The sequence below is a fragment of the Streptomyces sp. NPDC002754 genome, from assembly GCF_053592315.1.
In genome coordinates, this window is record NZ_JBSFVM010000005.1 from 210,149 (window position 1) to 224,996 (window position 14,848).

Genomic DNA, 14,848 nt, shown 5'->3' on the forward strand with positions numbered 1-14,848 from the left:
CAGACCCCCGGCCGTCTGCCCATACCGGCCCAGGCCACGGCACCCGGTACCGCCGGAGGCCTCCCCCGCTTCAACGCGCTGCCGCAGGAGACCGCCGAGCAGGTACTGCACACGTGCTGCCGCAGCCGGGCCTGGGCCCGCCGGGTCGCCGCGCACCGCCCGTACCCGGACGTGGACGCGCTGCTCGCCGCGGCGGACGAGGCGGCGTACGACCTCGCCCCCGCCGACGTCACCGAGGCCCTGACCGGCGAGGACCTCGTGCTGCCGCCGGACCCCGCCGCCCTCTCGGGGCACTCTGGCTACTCGGCGTACGCGGCCGCCAACACCGCGCTGGTCGCGGCCCACAGCGCGTACCAGATCCGCTTCGGCCACCCCTTCGTGATCTGCCTGGACGACATCGCGCCCGGCGAGGCCCTCGACCACCTGCTCGCGGGCCTGCGCACCCGGCTCGGCCACGACCCGGTGCACGAGCGCGAACTGGCCGCCGAGGAGCTGCGGCGACTCGCCCGGGGCCGTCTCGCCCGACTCACCCGGCGGGAAACCGATCTGGAGACCGGGCGGGAAACCGGAATCAATAGCCCGTACGTGCCTGTTTGATTGCCTGTTTGATCACACATAAGCCCCCCGTGCGGGTGTGCCGACAACTCGTCGATACGATGACGAGCGGCCGGTGGACCGTACCCGGCCGGGCTCGCCCGACATAGAAGCCGGCGCGGCCCTAGTCCCCGCTCCCGGAGGGTTCTTCCGTGCCGGCTGGAACGCTGTACCGCGGCCGGGAAGGCATGTGGTCGTGGGTGGCTCATCGAGTCACCGGTGTCCTCATTTTCTTCTTCCTGTTCGTGCACGTCCTCGACACCGCTCTCGTCCGCGTCTCACCAGAGGCGTACGACGATGTCGTTGGTACCTATAAGACGCCGATCGTCGCGCTTCTGGAATACGGCCTCGTGGCCGCGATTCTGTTCCACGCGCTCAACGGCCTGCGTGTCATCGCCGTCGACTTCTGGTCGAAGGGCCCGCGCTATCAGAAGCAGATGCTCTGGACCGTCATGGGCATCTGGATCGTCCTGATGGTCGGGGCCCTGTATCCCGTACTCGGCCACGCCGTCCGCGCACTCTTCGGGAGCTGAGGCCAGACATGTCTGCTGACACGACCCCCGCGACGTCCGGCGTCGGCCCCGTCGAGGGTGTTTCCCTCTACGACGTCGACAACCCGGCTCCGTACATCGAGGCCCCCCGCAAGCGCACCTCGAAGACCCCGCGTTCGACGCGCGGCAACTTCGAGATGGCCGCATGGCTGTTCATGCGCCTGTCGGGTGTCGTCCTCGTCGTCCTGGTCCTCGGCCACCTGCTGATCCAGCTCGTCCTCGACGGCGGCGTCTCCAAGATCGGCTTCGCCTTCGTGGCGGGCCGCTGGGCGTCCCCGTTCTGGCAGGGCTGGGACCTGCTGATGCTGTGGCTCGCGATGCTGCACGGCGCCAACGGCCTGCGTACCGTGATCAACGACTACGCCGAGCGCCCCCAGACCCGTATGTGGCTGAAGGGCCTGCTGTACGCCGCGACGGTCTTCACCGTCCTGCTGGGCACGCTGGTGATCTTCACCTTCGACCCCAACATCCGTTAAGCCGAGGCGAGAAACCGTGAAGATTCACAAGTACGACACCGTCATCGTCGGCGCCGGTGGCGCGGGCATGCGCGCGGCCATCGAGTCGACGAAGCGCAGCCGCACCGCCGTGCTGACCAAGCTCTACCCCACCCGCTCCCACACGGGCGCCGCGCAGGGCGGCATGGCCGCCGCGCTCGCCAACGTGGAGGAGGACAACTGGGAGTGGCACACCTTCGACACGATCAAGGGCGGCGACTACCTGGTCGACCAGGACGCCGCCGAGATCCTGGCGAAGGAGGCCATCGACTCCGTTCTCGACCTGGAGAAGATGGGCCTGCCCTTCAACCGCACACCTGAGGGCAAGATCGACCAGCGGCGGTTCGGCGGGCACTCCCGCAACCACGGCGAGGCGCCGGTCCGCCGGTCCTGCTACGCCGCGGACCGCACTGGCCACATGATCCTTCAGACGCTGTACCAGAACTGCGTGAAGGAGGGCGTGGAGTTCTTCAACGAGTTCTACGTCCTGGACCAGCTGCTCGTCGAGGAAGACGGCGTCAAGAAGTCCGCCGGTGTGGTCGCCTACGAGCTGGCCACCGGCGAGATCCACGTCTTCCAGGCGAAGTCGGTCATCTACGCCTCCGGCGGCACCGGCAAGTTCTTCAAGGTGACGTCGAACGCGCACACCCTGACCGGCGACGGCCAGGCAGCCTGCTACCGGCGCGGGCTGCCGCTGGAGGACATGGAGTTCTTCCAGTTCCACCCGACCGGCATCTGGCGCATGGGCATCCTCCTTACGGAAGGCGCCCGTGGTGAGGGCGGCATCCTCCGTAACAAGGACGGCGAGCGCTTCATGGAGAAGTACGCGCCGGTCATGAAGGACCTCGCGTCCCGTGACGTCGTGTCCCGCTCCATCTACACGGAGATCCGTGAGGGCCGCGGCTGCGGTCCGGCCGGTGACCACGTGTACCTGGACCTCACGCACCTTCCGCCGGAGCAGCTCGACGCCAAGCTCCCGGACATCACCGAGTTCGCGCGCACGTACCTCGGCATCGAGCCCTACACGGACCCGATCCCGATCCAGCCGACCGCGCACTACGCCATGGGCGGCATCCCGACGAACGTCGAGGGTGAGGTCCTCGCGGACAACACCACCGTCGTCCCCGGCCTGTACGCCGCCGGCGAGGTCGCCTGTGTCTCCGTGCACGGCGCCAACCGCCTCGGCACCAACTCGCTGCTCGACATCAACGTCTTCGGGCGTCGTGCGGGCATCGCGGCGGCCGAGCACGCGCACAAGACCGAGTTCGTCGAGCTGCCGGAGAACCCGGCGACGATGGTCGAGGAGCTCGTCGAGCGGCTGCGTGACGCGCAGGGCACCGAGAGCGTCGCGGTGATCCGCAACGAGCTGCAGGAGTGCATGGACGCCAACGTGATGGTGTTCCGCACCGAGCAGACGATCAAGACGGCCGTCGAGAAGATCGCCGAACTGCGCGCCCGCTACAAGAACGTGTCCGTCCAGGACAAGGGCAAGCGGTTCAACACGGACCTCCTGGAGGCCATCGAGCTGGGTAACCTGCTCGACCTGGCCGAGGTCATGGCGACCTCCGCCCTGGCGCGCAAGGAGTCCCGCGGCGGTCACTACCGCGAGGACTTCCCCACCCGGGACGACGTCAACTTCATGCGCCACACCATGGCGTACCGCGAGGTCGGCGACGACGGCTCCGAGTCCATCCGTCTCGACTACAAGCCGGTCGTCCAGACCCGCTACCAGCCGATGGAGCGTAAGTACTGATGGCTACCCCGACCATGGACAAGGCGGAAGCGGCGGGCGCGCCCGAGGCCGGCTTCGCCGACACCCCGAACATCACGATCACGCTGCGCGTGCGCCGGTTCAACTCGGAGGTCTCCGACGAGTCGACCTGGCAGGACTTCCAGCTGGAGATGGACCCCAAGGAGCGGGTTCTCGACGCGCTGCACAAGGCCAAGTGGGAGCAGGACGGCACTCTGACGTTCCGTCGCTCCTGCGCGCACGGCATCTGTGGGTCCGACGCGATGCGGATCAACGGCAAGAACCGTCTTGCCTGCAAGACGCTTCTCAAGGACATCAACCCCGAGAAGCCCATCACGGTCGAGGCCATCAAGGGCCTCACGGTCCTCAAGGACCTGGTCGTGGACATGGACCCGTTCTTCCAGGCGTACCGCGACGTCATGCCGTTCCTCGTCACGACGGGCAACGAGCCGACGCGTGAGCGCTACCAGTCCGACGAGGACCGGGCCCGCTTCGACGACACCACCAAGTGCATCCTGTGCGCGGCGTGCACGTCGTCCTGCCCGGTGTTCTGGAACGACGGCCAGTACTTCGGTCCTGCCGCCATCGTGAACGCCCACCGCTTCATCTTCGACTCGCGTGACGAGGCCGGGGAGCAGCGCCTGGAGATCCTCAACGACCGTGACGGTGTGTGGCGTTGCCGCACGACCTTCAACTGCACGGACGCCTGCCCGCGTGGCATCGAGGTCACCAAGGCGATCCAGGAAGTCAAGCGGGCGCTCATCACGCGCCGCTTCTGACCTTCCGGCGATTCGCCGCAAGGCCCTGAAGGCCCCGTTCCCTTTTCGGGAGCGGGGCCTTCGCCGTTTTTGCCCGGTAGCTCGCTAATCTTCCGCTATGCCACAAGAGCTGGAGATTCTCGGGTTCGACAACGTGCTGTTCCCCGTCGGCGATCTGGGCGAGGCCGTCGCGTTCTACGAACGTGTCGGTTTCGCGGTGAAGGCGCGGGTCGACGAGGCCGGGATCGCGCTGCTCGCGGTCGGCAAGGAGACGCCGGGGCTGCTGCTGCGGGTCGAGGACGGCTTCGACCGCAGACCGCCCGCCTGGGCCGCGGGACGCCTGTGGCTGGAGGTGGCGGACGCCCGCGCGACGGCCGACACGCTGCGCGCCGCCGACGTCGAGCTGCTCGACCCGCCCTTCTCCACCTCCACCGGATACGTGGTGGAGTTCGCCGACCCGTGGGGCAACGTCATCGGCTTCACGGACTACCTCAAGAGGCCGGAGCTGGCGCGGAGCTGACCTGAGCCGACCCGGAGCCGACCGAGGCCGACCCGGACGCCGGGCCCCGCCGGTCTTTACCCGCGCTTTGAGCGGTACCTTCACGGGATGCCCGGCACCACCGCTTCCGCTTCCTCCGCGCACCTCACCCGGCGCGCCGCCCTCGGCCTCGGGGCGGGTGCGGCCGCCGCCCTCGCGCTGCCCGCGCAGTCCGCAGCGGCGGCCTCGGGTCTCCAGGTGCGGTACCGGGCGGGCGCGCCGAAGCTGCCGAAGCTCGTCGCGAAGGCGTGGCTGATCGCCGACAACGACAGCGGCGAGGTGCTCGCCTCGTACGACGGGCACCGCAGGCTGCCACCGGCCTCCACGCTGAAGATGCTGTTCGCGGACACGGTGCTGCCGAAGTTCGACAGCGCGCTGAGGCACAAGGTGACGGCCGAGGACCTCGCGGACATACCGTTCGGCTCCAGCCTCGTCGGCGTCCAGGCCGGGACGACGTACAGCGTGCACCAGTTGTGGCAAGGCGTGTTCCTGCGCTCCGGCAACGACGCGGTGCACGTACTCGCGAACATGAACGGCGGCGTCGACAAGACGGTCGCGCAGATGCAGGCGCGCGCGAAGGACCTCCAGGCGAACGACACCCACGTCGTCAGCCCGGACGGCTTCGACCACAAGGGGCAGGTCTCCTCCGCGTACGACCTGACGCTCTTCGCCCGCGCCGGGCTGAAGAACGACGACTTCCGCGGCTACTGCGCCACCAAGGTCGCCGACTTCCCCGCGGGCGGGAAGAAGACGTTCCAGATCCAGAACACCGACCGCCTCCTCACCGGGCAGGGCGTCACCCCGTACGAGGGCCTCATGGGCGTCAAGAACGGCTACACGTCGCACGCGGGCAACACCTTCACCGGCGCCGCCACTCGCGGCGGCCGCACCCTGCTGGTCACCGTCATGCACCCGAAGTCCGGCTACGAGGCGGTGTACCAGGAGACGGCCGCGCTGCTCGACTGGGGCTTCGCCGCCGCGGACAAGGTGCGCCCCGTCGACGAGTTGGCGACGCCGTTGAGCGAGCGCTCGAAGGCATCGACCCGCGCGCCCCACGTGGCGGGCGCGGGCCCCGCCGCGAGCACGGCCACCGGCTCGCACGGCGACGACTGGGCGCTCGGCGGATCCATGGCCCTGGCGGCCCTCGCCGGTGGCGGCCTGCTGGCCCTGCGCCGTCGCGGGAAGCCGACGGGACGGCGCAGGAAGGCCTGACGTCCCGGCGGCCGGGCTCAGGCCTGCTTGGAAGCCAGCTGCACCACGGTGATGTCGGACTGCGCGCCCACCCGCACCGGCGGCCCCCACGCGCCCGCGCCCCGGCTGACGTACAGCTGGGTGTCGCCGTACCGGTCGAGGCCCGCGAGGGTCGGATTGGACGCGGCCGCGACGAAGTTGCCCGGCCACAGCTGGCCGCCGTGGGTGTGCCCGGAGAGCTGCAGGTCGACGCTGTGCTTCACCGCCTCGTGGATCATCACGGGCTGGTGGGCGAGGAGGACGGAGGCGCGGGAGGTGTCGCGGTCGCCGAGCGCCTTCGCGTAGTCGGGCCCTTCGCCGTAGTTGTCGCCCGCGATGTCGTTGACCCCCGCGAGGTCGAAGCCGCCGATGTGGACGCGCGCGTTCTCCAGCGGTCGCAGGCCGAGCTCGCGCACGTGCTCCACCCACGGGTCCGCGCCGGAGAAGTACTCGTGGTTGCCGGTGACGAAGTACGTCCCGTGCCGCGCGCTCAGCCGTGCGAGCGGGGCGACGGCGGGCGCGAGGTCCTCCACGCTGCCGTCGACGAGGTCACCGACGACGGCGATCAGGTCCGGCTGCGTCGCGTTGATGGTGTCGACGACCCGCTCGGCGAAGCCCCGGCCGAGCACGGGCCCGAGGTGCACGTCGCTGACCACGGCGATCCTGAACCCGTGGGCCGCGCGCGGCAGTTTGGCCAGCGGCACGGTGACCCTCCGAGCCGTCGGCCCGTTCAGCACGCCGTACGCGCCGGCGCCCACGACCCCCGCGGCGGCCACCGTCGCGGCGGCGCCGACGGTCCGGGCGAGGACGAGACGCCGGGTGGGCGCGGGGGCGGTCCCCACTCCCGGAACCCGCTCCAACTCCCGCAGTTCGGGCACCGGGACCCGGACGGATACCGCGCCCTTGGGGACGGTCGGCGCCTTCCGTTCGAGGAAGCGCCGCAGCAGGGGCCGCACGACCTCCCCCACGAGGAGCGCGAGCAGCAGATACAGCGCGAACGCCAGCCACAGGAACCCCGGCCAGGCCAGCACCTGTTGCAGCAGGAACGGCGCCCCGCCCCGCGCCGCCCCGAGCGCCGCGAACACCAGCAGCGGCCCGGCGACGAACACGACGGTGCCGGTCCGTCTGGGCCATCCGCCCTTGGTGGTCGTCTCCCGTACGAGACGGCGCCACGCGTAGTAGTGCAGCGCCGCGAAGGCCGCGAGAACGGCGGCGGCGACGAGTACGAAGACGACGATCATCTGCCCGGTCGCCTATGAGGTGCGACGCAGAGTGCGTACGGAACGCAACCCGATGCCCCCGACAACCGTCCCCAATACGAAGGAGACGACGGCGAGCGTCAGATGCACCCAGAAGTACGCGGTCGGGTCCCCGGCGTCGTCGAAGGCGAGGCCGCTGCCGTCCTTGACGAGGTTTTTGACGAAAGTGATCCAGATGATCCAGCTCCACACCCCGAAGGCGAGCAGGAACCAGGACACGGGGCGGCTGAGCTTCATACCCTCAGTATCGCCGCGCGGGCTCGCGCACCGCCGCCGGGGTGGGCCAGGGCGAACACAGGCCGCACCGGTGGAGACTTACAGGGCAGGTACAGGTACCTTCACCAGCGTGCCCGACTCCCACGCCGCGCGACCGACGTCGCACTTGAAGAAGGCCGCAGTGCTGTTCGCCGCGTCCGCCCTGACGTTCGCAGGCGCGCTGCCCGCGGCCGCCGCGGAAAAGGACAAGAACAAGAACGACGACAAGCCGCCCGCGTCGATGTCCCAGGTGGGCGGCGCCCAGTTGGGGAAGCCGGGGACGCAGGTCAACGTTCAGGGGGGCGCGCCCGTCCTGCCGAAGGACCTGACGGCGAAGTCCTGGCTCGTCGCGGACGCCGAGTCGGGTGAGGTCCTCGCGTCGCACAACGCGCACTGGCAGCTGCCGCCCGCCTCCACGCTGAAGATGCTGTTCGCGGACACCGTGCTGCCGAAGTTCCCGAAGACGACGAAGCACAAGGTGGTGCCCTCGGACCTGGCGGGGATGGGCGCCGGTTCGAGCCTCGTGGGCGTCAAGGAGGGCTTCACGTACTCGGTTCACGACCTGTGGCTGGGCGTCTTCCTGCGGTCGGGCAACGACGCGGTGCATGTCCTGTCCGCCATGAACCAGGGCGTCGCGCAGACCGTCAAGGACATGCAGGCGCACGCCGACGAGCTGCAGGCGGGCGACACCCACGTCGTCAGCCCCGACGGTTACGACATGCCGGGGCAGCACTCCTCCGCGTACGACCTGACGCTCTTCGCCCGGTCGGGGCTGCACAAGAAGGACTTCCGGGAGTACGCGGCCACGGCCACCGCCGAGTTCCCCATGAAGCAGAAGAAGGGCAAGACCACCAAGCAGTTCGGGATCCAGAACACCAACCGGCTGCTCACCGGTTCCTTTGGCCTGCCCGCGTACAAGGGCATCGCGGGGGTGAAGAACGGCAACACGACGAACGCGGGGTCCACGTTCACGGGCGTCGCCGAGCGCGGCGACAAGGTGCTGCTCGTCACCGTCATGAACCCGAAGGCGAAGGAGAGCCAGGCCGTCTACAAGGAGACCACGCGGCTCTTCGACTGGGGGTTCCAGGCGGACGGCAAGGTCTCCCCCGTCGGCCATCTCGTCGGGCCGAGGAGTGAGACGCCCGCGGGCGCGGAGTCCCCGGGCTCCGGTGACGCCGGGCCCGGCAAGGCGGCCGCGCACGCCGCGGTCACCGGCGGCGGCTCCAGCGGCGTCGGGATCGCGCTCGCGATCGTGGGCGGGGTGCTCGTCGTGCTCGCGGGTGCGGTGTTCGCGGTGCGGAAGAAGTGGCCGCTGAAGATCACGAAGGGCTGACCTCCGCCGCCTCCGCCTCCGCCTCCGCTTCTTCCGTCTTGCGCAGGCCCACCCGGCCCGTCGCCGTCCACGCGGCGCAGAACAGCAGCAGTTTCGCGGTGAAGTTGATCCACAGGAGCAGGGCCACGGGAGTGCCGAACGCGCCGTACATGCTCTTCGCCGCGACGTCCTTCATATAGCCGCTGAGCACCAGTTTCAGCAGCTCGAAGCCCGCCGCCCCGATCAGCGCCGCGGTGACCAGATCGCGGCGCCCGGGCTGCACTCCGGGCAGCAGGGCCAGGACGTAGAGCAGGATCAGGAAGTCGGCGAGGACCGCGATCGCGAAGGCGGCGGCCTGGAGCAGGATGCCGCCCCAGCCCGCCCTGTCGATACCGATCTGGTCGGCCGTCCAGTCGACGGCCGTGGCCGCGAGGGTGGACGCCCCGACCGACACGAGGCCCGCGAGGCCGAGCCCGACGAGGATCCCGGCGTCCTTGAGCTTGCCCATGATCGGGTTCTCGTCGGGGTCGGGCAGCTCCCACACGTCCCGCAGGCACTGCCGCATCGAGCCGACCCAGCCGACGCCCGTGAACAGCAGGAGCGCTCCGGCGATGATCCCGATCGTGCCCGCGTTGTCGACCAGCGCCCCGATGTCCAACTGCTCGGAGATACCCGGGACCTGATCGCTGAGCGTCTGCTCCAGCTTTTTCTGCTGGTCGGGGCCCATGGTGCCGGCGGCCACCGCCGCGACCACGGTGAGCAGCGGAAACAGCGCGAGGAAGCTGATGAACGTCATCGCCGCGGCAAGCTGTGACCAGCGGACCGCGTCGAGCCGCTCGTAGGCGTGCCAGACATGGGTCCGCATCAACCGGGCGAACAGCGGCCCGACGACAGGGAGTTTCTTCAGCCAATCCATGATCTCAGCCTGCCCGCCATGTCCACTTCGATCACCCGTTCCGGTGAGGGCTCGCTAGGTTTACGACAAACTTCGCACCTTCGGGCGATACGGTCACCGTCATGGTTGCCGACCCCGCTACCGACCCTGTACCCACTCTCCCCTCCGTCCCGCACTCCGTACCGGTCAGCGGCTGGGGCCGCACCGCTCCCACCTCGGCCCGCGTGATCCGCCCCCGCTCCTACGAGGACACGGTCCTCGCGGTCCGGGACTGCGCCGCCACCGGACGCCGCGGGGGCATCGCACGAGGCCTCGGCCGCTCGTACGGGGACGCGGCGCAGAACGCGGGCGGCGCCGTCCTCGACATGACGGGGCTCGACCAAATCCACGCCATCGACGCCTCGGGCGGCACCGTGCTGTGCGACGCGGGCGTCTCGCTGCACCGCCTGATGCAGGTACTGCTCCCCCTCGGCTGGTTCGTTCCGGTCACGCCCGGCACCCGCTATGTCACGGTCGGCGGGGCGATCGGCGCCGACGTCCACGGCAGGAACCACGCCACCTCCGGGTCCTTCGCCCGCCACGTCCCCATGCTCGAACTCCTCACCGCCGACGGCGGGGTACGCGTCGTGGAGCGCGGTAGCGAACTGTTCGACGCGACGGCGGGCGGCATGGGCCTGACCGGGATCATCCTCACGGCGACCGTCCAACTGCGGCGCTTGGAGACGTCGTTGATGTCCGTCGACACAGAACGGGCCACCGACTTCGACGACTTGATGGCCCGGCTCGCCACCACCGGGCCCCGCCACCGCTACTCCGCCGCCTGGGTCGACCTGCTCGCGCGCGGCGCCGCGACGGGCCGCGGAGTGCTCACGCACGCCGACCACGCGCCGCTCGACGCGCTGCCCGCCCGCGCCCGCAGGAACCCGCTGGAGTTCCGCCCCGCCCGCCTCCCCGGCGCTCCCGACCTCCTCCCCGAGAGGCTGCTCGGCCCCGCGAGCGTCGGCCTGTTCAACGAGCTCCGGTACCGCGGCGCGCCCACGTCCCGCACCGGCGAACTGCGCAAGCTCTCCGCGTTCTTCCACCCGCTCGACGGCGTCCCGCACTGGAACCGCGTCTACGGACGCGGCGGCTTCGTGCAGTACCAGTTCGTCGTCGGGCATGGCGAGGAGGAGGCGCTGCGGCGCATCGTGCGCCGCGCATGCGAGCGCCGCTGCCCGTCGCTCCTCGCCACCCTCAAGCGCTTCGGCGAGGGGGACCCGGGCTGGCTGTCGTTCCCGGTGCCGGGCTGGACCCTCGCGCTCGACATCCCGGCGAGCCTGCCCGAACTGGGCGCGTTCCTCGACGAGTTGGACGAGGAGGTGGCCGCCGCGGGCGGGCGCGTCCACCTCGCCAAGGACTCCCGACTGCGGCCCGAACTGCTCACCGCCATGTACCCGCGCCTCGACGACTTCCGCGCGCTGCGGGCGCACTGGGACCCGCAGGGGGTATTCCGCTCGGACCTGTCACGGCGCCTGAAGCTGTGATCCGCCGCCCGCCCGAACCGCCTCCCTGGAGCCCCCCGTTGAAAGACGCCTTCGGTACCCCCCAGTCCCTGCTCGTCCTCGGCGGCACCTCCGAGATCGCGCTGGCGACCGCCCGCCGCCTCGTCGCCCGGCGCACCCGCACCGTGTGGCTGGCGGGCCGCCCGTCCCCCGCGCTCGACGAAGCGGCCGCAGGGCTGCGCGCCCTGGGCGCCGACACCCGTACGGTTCCCTTCGACGCGCTGGACCCCACCGCGCACGAGGAGACGCTCGGCAAGCTCTTCGCCGAGGGCGACATCGACATGGTCCTGCTCGCGTTCGGCATCCTCGGCGACCAGGCCCGCGACGAGGACGACCCGATGTCGGCGGTCCGCGTCGCCCAGACCAACTACACGGGCGCCGTCTCCGCGAGCCTCGTCTGCGCGCGGGCCCTGCAGTCCCAGGGCCACGGCTCGTTCGTCGTCCTGTCGTCGGCGGCCGGCGAGCGTGCCCGCCGCGCCGACTTCATCTACGGCTCCAGCAAGGCGGGCCTCGACGCGTTCACGCAGGGCCTCGGGGACGCGATGCACGGCACTGGTGTGCACGTGATGATCGTCCGCCCCGGCTTCGTACGGTCGAAGATGACGGCCGGGCGTGCGGAGGCGCCCATGGCCACGACTCCGGAGGCGGTGGCGCTGGCCATCGAGGTCGGGCTTCGGCGCAGGTCGGAGACGGTGTGGGTGCCGGGGACGCTGCGCGTGGTGATGTCGGCGCTGCGGCATGTGCCACGGCCGGTGTTCCGCCGACTGCCGGTCTGAACCGTACGCAGGGTCAGCTGGCGGGCAGCCGGGGGCCGCGTGTCGTGCGGCCCGGGGTCTGCACGGGCAGCGACGACGTGCCGAAGGCGAACTCCCGCAGCTTGCGCCACACTCCGTCGGCGCCCTGCTCGTAGAGCGCGAACCCGGTGCACGCCCAGGCCGCCTCGTACTCGGCGAGCTCCGCGAACGCGCGGTCCATCAACTCCTCGTCGATGCCGTGCGCCACGGTCACGTGCGGGTGGTACGGGAACTGCAGCTCGCGGGAGACCGGGCCCGATGCGTCCCGCACCTGCTTCTGAAGCCAGGTGCAGGCCTCGGCGCCCTCGACGACCTGCACGAACACGACGGGTGACAGCGGCCGGAACGTGCCCGTGCCGGACAGCCGCATCGCGAACGGGCGCCCGCCGGAGGCCACCTCCTCCAGATGCGCCTCGATCGCCGTGAGGTCGGAGCCGGGCACCTCGGTCGGCGGGAGCAGCGTGATGTGCGTGGGGATACCGTGCGCCGCGGCGTCGCCGAAGCCCGCGCGCCGCTCCTGGAGCAGGCTGCCGTGAGGCTCCGGGACCGCGATCGAGACACCGATCGTTACGGTCCCCACGTCATACTCCTGTCGTCGTGTGGCGGGCGGCTGACATCGCGTACGTACGGAACGCTTCCGTGCTCGGCTCAGTGCTTGGCGGGCAGGAAGCCGACCTTGTCGTAGGCCTGGGAAAGGGTCTCGGCGGCGACGGCCCGTGCCTTCTCCGCGCCCTTGGCCAGGATCGAGTCCAGCGTCTCCGGGTCGTCCAGATATTCCTGGGTGCGGGTCCGGAAAGGTGTCACGAAGTCCACCATGACCTCGGCCAGGTCCGTCTTCAGCGCACCGTACATCTTGCCCTCGTACTTCTTCTCCAGTTCCGGGATACCGGCGCCGGTGAGGGTGGAGTAGATGGTGAGCAGGTTGCTGACGCCGGGCTTGTTCTCCGCGTCGTAGCGAATGACGGTCTCAGTGTCGGTGACGGCACTCTTGACCTTCTTGGCGGTCGCCTTAGGGTCGTCGAGCAGGTTGATGAGGCCCTTCGGCGTCGACGCCGACTTGCTCATCTTGATCGACGGGTCCTGGAGGTCGTAGATCTTCGCCGTCTCCTTGAGGATGTACGGCGCCGGGAGCGTGAACGTGTCGCCGAAGCGGCCGTTGAAGCGCGTCGCGAGGTCCCGGGTCAGCTCGATGTGCTGCCGCTGGTCCTCACCGACCGGGACGCGGTCGGCCTGGTACAGCAGAATGTCGGCGACCTGCAGCACCGGATACGTGAACAACCCGACACTCGCGCGGTCCGCACCCTGCTTCGCCGACTTGTCCTTGAACTGCGTCATCCGGCTCGCCTCGCCGAAGCCGGTGATGCAGTTCATGATCCAGGCCAACTGGGCGTGCTCGGGCACGTGGCTCTGCACGAAGAGCGTGCAACGCTCCGGGTCGACCCCCGCGGCGAGCAGCTGCGCGACGGCGAGCCGGGTGTTGGCCCGCAGCTCCTTCGGGTCCTGCGGAACGGTGATCGCGTGCAGGTCCACAACCATGTAGAAGGCGTCGTGGGACTCCTGCAACGCCACCCACTGGCGGACCGCGCCGAGGTAGTTGCCGAGGTGGAACGAGCCTGCCGTGGGCTGGATTCCGGAGAGCACACGAGGGCGAACATCAGAGGCCATGTGCCTCATTGTCTCAGGTGCCACGCACAGCTCCGCAGCGGCCGAAGGTCCTTTACCGGGCGGGGCCCTTCTGACGGGTCAGGCTGGATACGGGAGGCCGTGCATGTTCGGTGCAGGCGAGCGGGGTAATGGGGTCTCCCCTGCTCGAGCGAAGCCGAGAGCTTGGGGAAGCGTGCAGCTGCAAGGCGGAGGAGGGCGTCAACGCGGAGCGTTGGCAACCGACGACAACGCCGCAGATGTGCGTGCCAGACCCCGCGACTCCAGCAGGACCCGTCAGAAGGGCCCCGGGTGCGACCTGGTCGTTGTCAGTGGGCGCCGGTAGCTTGTCGATGTGGCGGGAGTCACGTGGGGGCGCGTCGGCGGGGGTGGCGATGCAGTACGTACGAGGGCTGGTGGTGGCGGTGCTGCTGCTGTGGGCGGGGGCCGGGGTGGCGCATGCGCGGCCGCCGGTTCCGGGCTCCGGGACGGATGTGCCGGATCTGGCGGTGGTGATCGCGCCCGGCGCCGCGGCGGGCTCCTCGGAGGCCCTGCACTACGAGGACCGGAACTTCGCCCGTCTTGAGCGCTTGACCACGGAGTTCGACACGGTGACCGAGCGGGTGCCGGAGGCCTGGCAGGAGGGCCGCTTCTCACCCGTGGTGGCCACGGTCGTGTGGGGTCTGACCGGTGTGGCGGGCTGGCCCGAGACCCACCGGGCGCCCGGTACGGACACGGTCATCGAGCGCCAGGACCAGCTGATCGTCGCGGAGGACGGTACGCCGTGGATCCGCACGGACCCGATGGTCGACGTGAACGACGACGACCTGCGCTGGCACCACGCGTCCCGCACCCTGGTCGACCAGCTGACACGGTCCGGCGTGTTCCCGGCGTCACCCCGCGAACCGGCCACCCGGTCCCCGTGGTGGTGGGGCGCGGCCGGCCTCTCCGTGGGCCTCACCGCGGCCGGCACGGTGTGGCGCATCCGCAACCGCGTCCCCCGCGAGCCCCGCCAGGAACTGGTCGACCTTTAGCCCTCGGTCTCGGTCACGACGTCACACGGGGCGGCGAACTCCACCGGCACCGGCGTCACGCGGGGCCGCGGACTCCACCAGCACCGGCGTCACACGGGGCCGCAGGCTCCACCAGCACCGGCGTCACACGGGGCCGCAGGCTCCACCAGCACCGGCGTCACACGGGGCCGCAGGCTCCACCAGCACCGGCGTCACACGGGGC

Annotated in this window: 16 protein-coding genes; 11 read left to right on the forward strand and 5 right to left on the reverse strand. The window is 70.2% G+C overall.

Translation table 11 applies throughout. The features are described 5' to 3' along the window. Window positions 1-21 precede the first annotated feature (21 nt). The 7 genes from ACWD2L_RS14975 (at window position 22) to ACWD2L_RS15005 (ending at window position 5,897) form a co-directional block, all read left to right on the forward strand. Window positions 22-597, forward strand: a complete 576-nt coding sequence (locus ACWD2L_RS14975) for a 2-oxo-4-hydroxy-4-carboxy-5-ureidoimidazoline decarboxylase (protein WP_351342222.1) — start codon at window positions 22-24, stop codon at window positions 595-597. Between the two features lie 149 nt (window positions 598-746). Continuing rightward, entirely contained in the window at window positions 747-1,127 is a 381-nt protein-coding gene (gene sdhC, locus ACWD2L_RS14980) for a succinate dehydrogenase, cytochrome b556 subunit (protein WP_266713332.1), read from the forward strand. Between the two features lie 8 nt (window positions 1,128-1,135). Further along, window positions 1,136-1,621, forward strand: a complete 486-nt coding sequence (locus ACWD2L_RS14985; protein ID WP_266713330.1) for a succinate dehydrogenase hydrophobic membrane anchor subunit — start codon at window positions 1,136-1,138, stop codon at window positions 1,619-1,621. 16 nt (window positions 1,622-1,637) lie between these two features. Beyond that, window positions 1,638-3,392 carry a succinate dehydrogenase flavoprotein subunit gene (gene sdhA / locus ACWD2L_RS14990; protein ID WP_351342206.1) on the forward strand — a complete coding sequence of 585 codons (1,755 nt, stop codon included), beginning with the start codon at window positions 1,638-1,640 and terminating at the stop codon, window positions 3,390-3,392. Beyond that, window positions 3,392-4,168: a succinate dehydrogenase iron-sulfur subunit gene (locus tag ACWD2L_RS14995; RefSeq protein ID WP_351342204.1), complete on the forward strand. Its 777-nt coding sequence runs from the start codon at window positions 3,392-3,394 to the stop codon at window positions 4,166-4,168. Before sdhA ends, ACWD2L_RS14995 begins: the two co-directional genes overlap by 1 nt. Before the next feature lie 97 nt (window positions 4,169-4,265). Then, window positions 4,266-4,667, forward strand: coding sequence for a VOC family protein (locus tag ACWD2L_RS15000; RefSeq protein ID WP_351342202.1), 402 nt, complete (start codon window positions 4,266-4,268; stop codon window positions 4,665-4,667). Window positions 4,668-4,754: 87 nt separating this feature from the next. Beyond that, the gene (locus ACWD2L_RS15005) at window positions 4,755-5,897 is read left to right on the forward strand and encodes a D-alanyl-D-alanine carboxypeptidase family protein (protein WP_351342200.1); all 1,143 of its coding nucleotides are present in this window, start codon (window positions 4,755-4,757) and stop codon (window positions 5,895-5,897) included. A gap of 17 nt (window positions 5,898-5,914) precedes the next feature. Here the strand turns inward: ACWD2L_RS15005 and ACWD2L_RS15010 are convergent, their stop codons facing one another. Next, window positions 5,915-7,156 carry a metallophosphoesterase gene (locus ACWD2L_RS15010; protein WP_351342199.1) on the reverse strand — a complete coding sequence of 414 codons (1,242 nt, stop codon included), beginning with the start codon at window positions 7,154-7,156 and terminating at the stop codon, window positions 5,915-5,917. A 12-nt stretch (window positions 7,157-7,168) separates the two neighbouring features. Then, window positions 7,169-7,411: an SCO4848 family membrane protein gene (locus ACWD2L_RS15015; protein WP_351342197.1), complete on the reverse strand. Its 243-nt coding sequence runs from the start codon at window positions 7,409-7,411 to the stop codon at window positions 7,169-7,171. 109 nt (window positions 7,412-7,520) lie between these two features. On the opposite strand from ACWD2L_RS15015, the gene ACWD2L_RS15020 reads away from it, so the two are divergent. Continuing rightward, window positions 7,521-8,762, forward strand: coding sequence for a D-alanyl-D-alanine carboxypeptidase family protein (locus ACWD2L_RS15020; protein ID WP_351342196.1), 1,242 nt, complete (start codon window positions 7,521-7,523; stop codon window positions 8,760-8,762). Here ACWD2L_RS15020 and ACWD2L_RS15025 read toward each other — a convergent pair. Then, the gene (locus ACWD2L_RS15025) at window positions 8,749-9,657 is read right to left on the reverse strand and encodes a YihY/virulence factor BrkB family protein (protein ID WP_351342194.1); all 909 of its coding nucleotides are present in this window, start codon (window positions 9,655-9,657) and stop codon (window positions 8,749-8,751) included. The genes ACWD2L_RS15020 and ACWD2L_RS15025 overlap by 14 nt on opposite strands. A 101-nt stretch (window positions 9,658-9,758) precedes the next feature. On the opposite strand from ACWD2L_RS15025, the gene ACWD2L_RS15030 reads away from it, so the two are divergent. Both ACWD2L_RS15030 and ACWD2L_RS15035 read left to right on the forward strand, forming a co-directional pair. After that, window positions 9,759-11,159 carry an FAD-binding oxidoreductase gene (locus tag ACWD2L_RS15030; RefSeq protein ID WP_351342192.1) on the forward strand — a complete coding sequence of 467 codons (1,401 nt, stop codon included), beginning with the start codon at window positions 9,759-9,761 and terminating at the stop codon, window positions 11,157-11,159. A gap of 38 nt (window positions 11,160-11,197) precedes the next feature. Then, the gene (locus tag ACWD2L_RS15035; protein WP_351342191.1) at window positions 11,198-11,953 is read left to right on the forward strand and encodes a decaprenylphospho-beta-D-erythro-pentofuranosid-2-ulose 2-reductase; all 756 of its coding nucleotides are present in this window, start codon (window positions 11,198-11,200) and stop codon (window positions 11,951-11,953) included. 13 nt (window positions 11,954-11,966) lie between these two features. Here ACWD2L_RS15035 and ACWD2L_RS15040 read toward each other — a convergent pair whose 3' ends face one another. Together ACWD2L_RS15040 and trpS are read right to left on the reverse strand one after the other, a co-directional pair. Beyond that, on the reverse strand, window positions 11,967-12,551 hold the full coding sequence (locus tag ACWD2L_RS15040; protein WP_351342190.1) for a 2'-5' RNA ligase family protein: 585 nt from the start codon (window positions 12,549-12,551) through the stop codon (window positions 11,967-11,969). Window positions 12,552-12,619: 68 nt separating this feature from the next. Further along, window positions 12,620-13,636 (reverse strand): tryptophan--tRNA ligase, encoded by a 1,017-nt coding sequence (gene trpS, locus ACWD2L_RS15045; protein WP_351342189.1) that lies wholly within the window; start codon window positions 13,634-13,636, stop codon window positions 12,620-12,622. Window positions 13,637-14,007: 371 nt separating this feature from the next. Here trpS and ACWD2L_RS15050 point away from each other — a divergent pair, with 371 nt between their 5' ends. Continuing rightward, entirely contained in the window at window positions 14,008-14,646 is a 639-nt protein-coding gene (locus tag ACWD2L_RS15050) for a hypothetical protein (RefSeq protein ID WP_351342187.1), read from the forward strand. The last annotated feature ends 202 nt before the right edge of the window (window positions 14,647-14,848 follow it).

Bases quoted from the DNA above. Each gene is read 5' to 3' on its own strand.
- ACWD2L_RS14985 (WP_266713330.1), top strand. From the start codon at position 1,136: ATGTCTGCTGACACGACCCCCGCGACGTCCGGCGTCGGCCCCGTCGAG.
- ACWD2L_RS14995 (WP_351342204.1), top strand. From the start codon at position 3,392: ATGGCTACCCCGACCATGGACAAGGCGGAAGCGGCGGGCGCGCCCGAG.
- ACWD2L_RS15000 (WP_351342202.1), top strand. From the start codon at position 4,266: ATGCCACAAGAGCTGGAGATTCTCGGGTTCGACAACGTGCTGTTCCCC.
- ACWD2L_RS15005 (WP_351342200.1), top strand. From the start codon at position 4,755: ATGCCCGGCACCACCGCTTCCGCTTCCTCCGCGCACCTCACCCGGCGC.
- ACWD2L_RS15010 (WP_351342199.1), bottom strand. From the start codon at position 7,156: ATGATCGTCGTCTTCGTACTCGTCGCCGCCGCCGTTCTCGCGGCCTTC.
- ACWD2L_RS15015 (WP_351342197.1), bottom strand. From the start codon at position 7,411: ATGAAGCTCAGCCGCCCCGTGTCCTGGTTCCTGCTCGCCTTCGGGGTG.
- ACWD2L_RS15025 (WP_351342194.1), bottom strand. From the start codon at position 9,657: ATGGATTGGCTGAAGAAACTCCCTGTCGTCGGGCCGCTGTTCGCCCGG.
- ACWD2L_RS15030 (WP_351342192.1), top strand. From the start codon at position 9,759: ATGGTTGCCGACCCCGCTACCGACCCTGTACCCACTCTCCCCTCCGTC.
- trpS (WP_351342189.1), bottom strand. From the start codon at position 13,636: ATGGCCTCTGATGTTCGCCCTCGTGTGCTCTCCGGAATCCAGCCCACG.
- ACWD2L_RS15050 (WP_351342187.1), top strand. From the start codon at position 14,008: ATGCAGTACGTACGAGGGCTGGTGGTGGCGGTGCTGCTGCTGTGGGCG.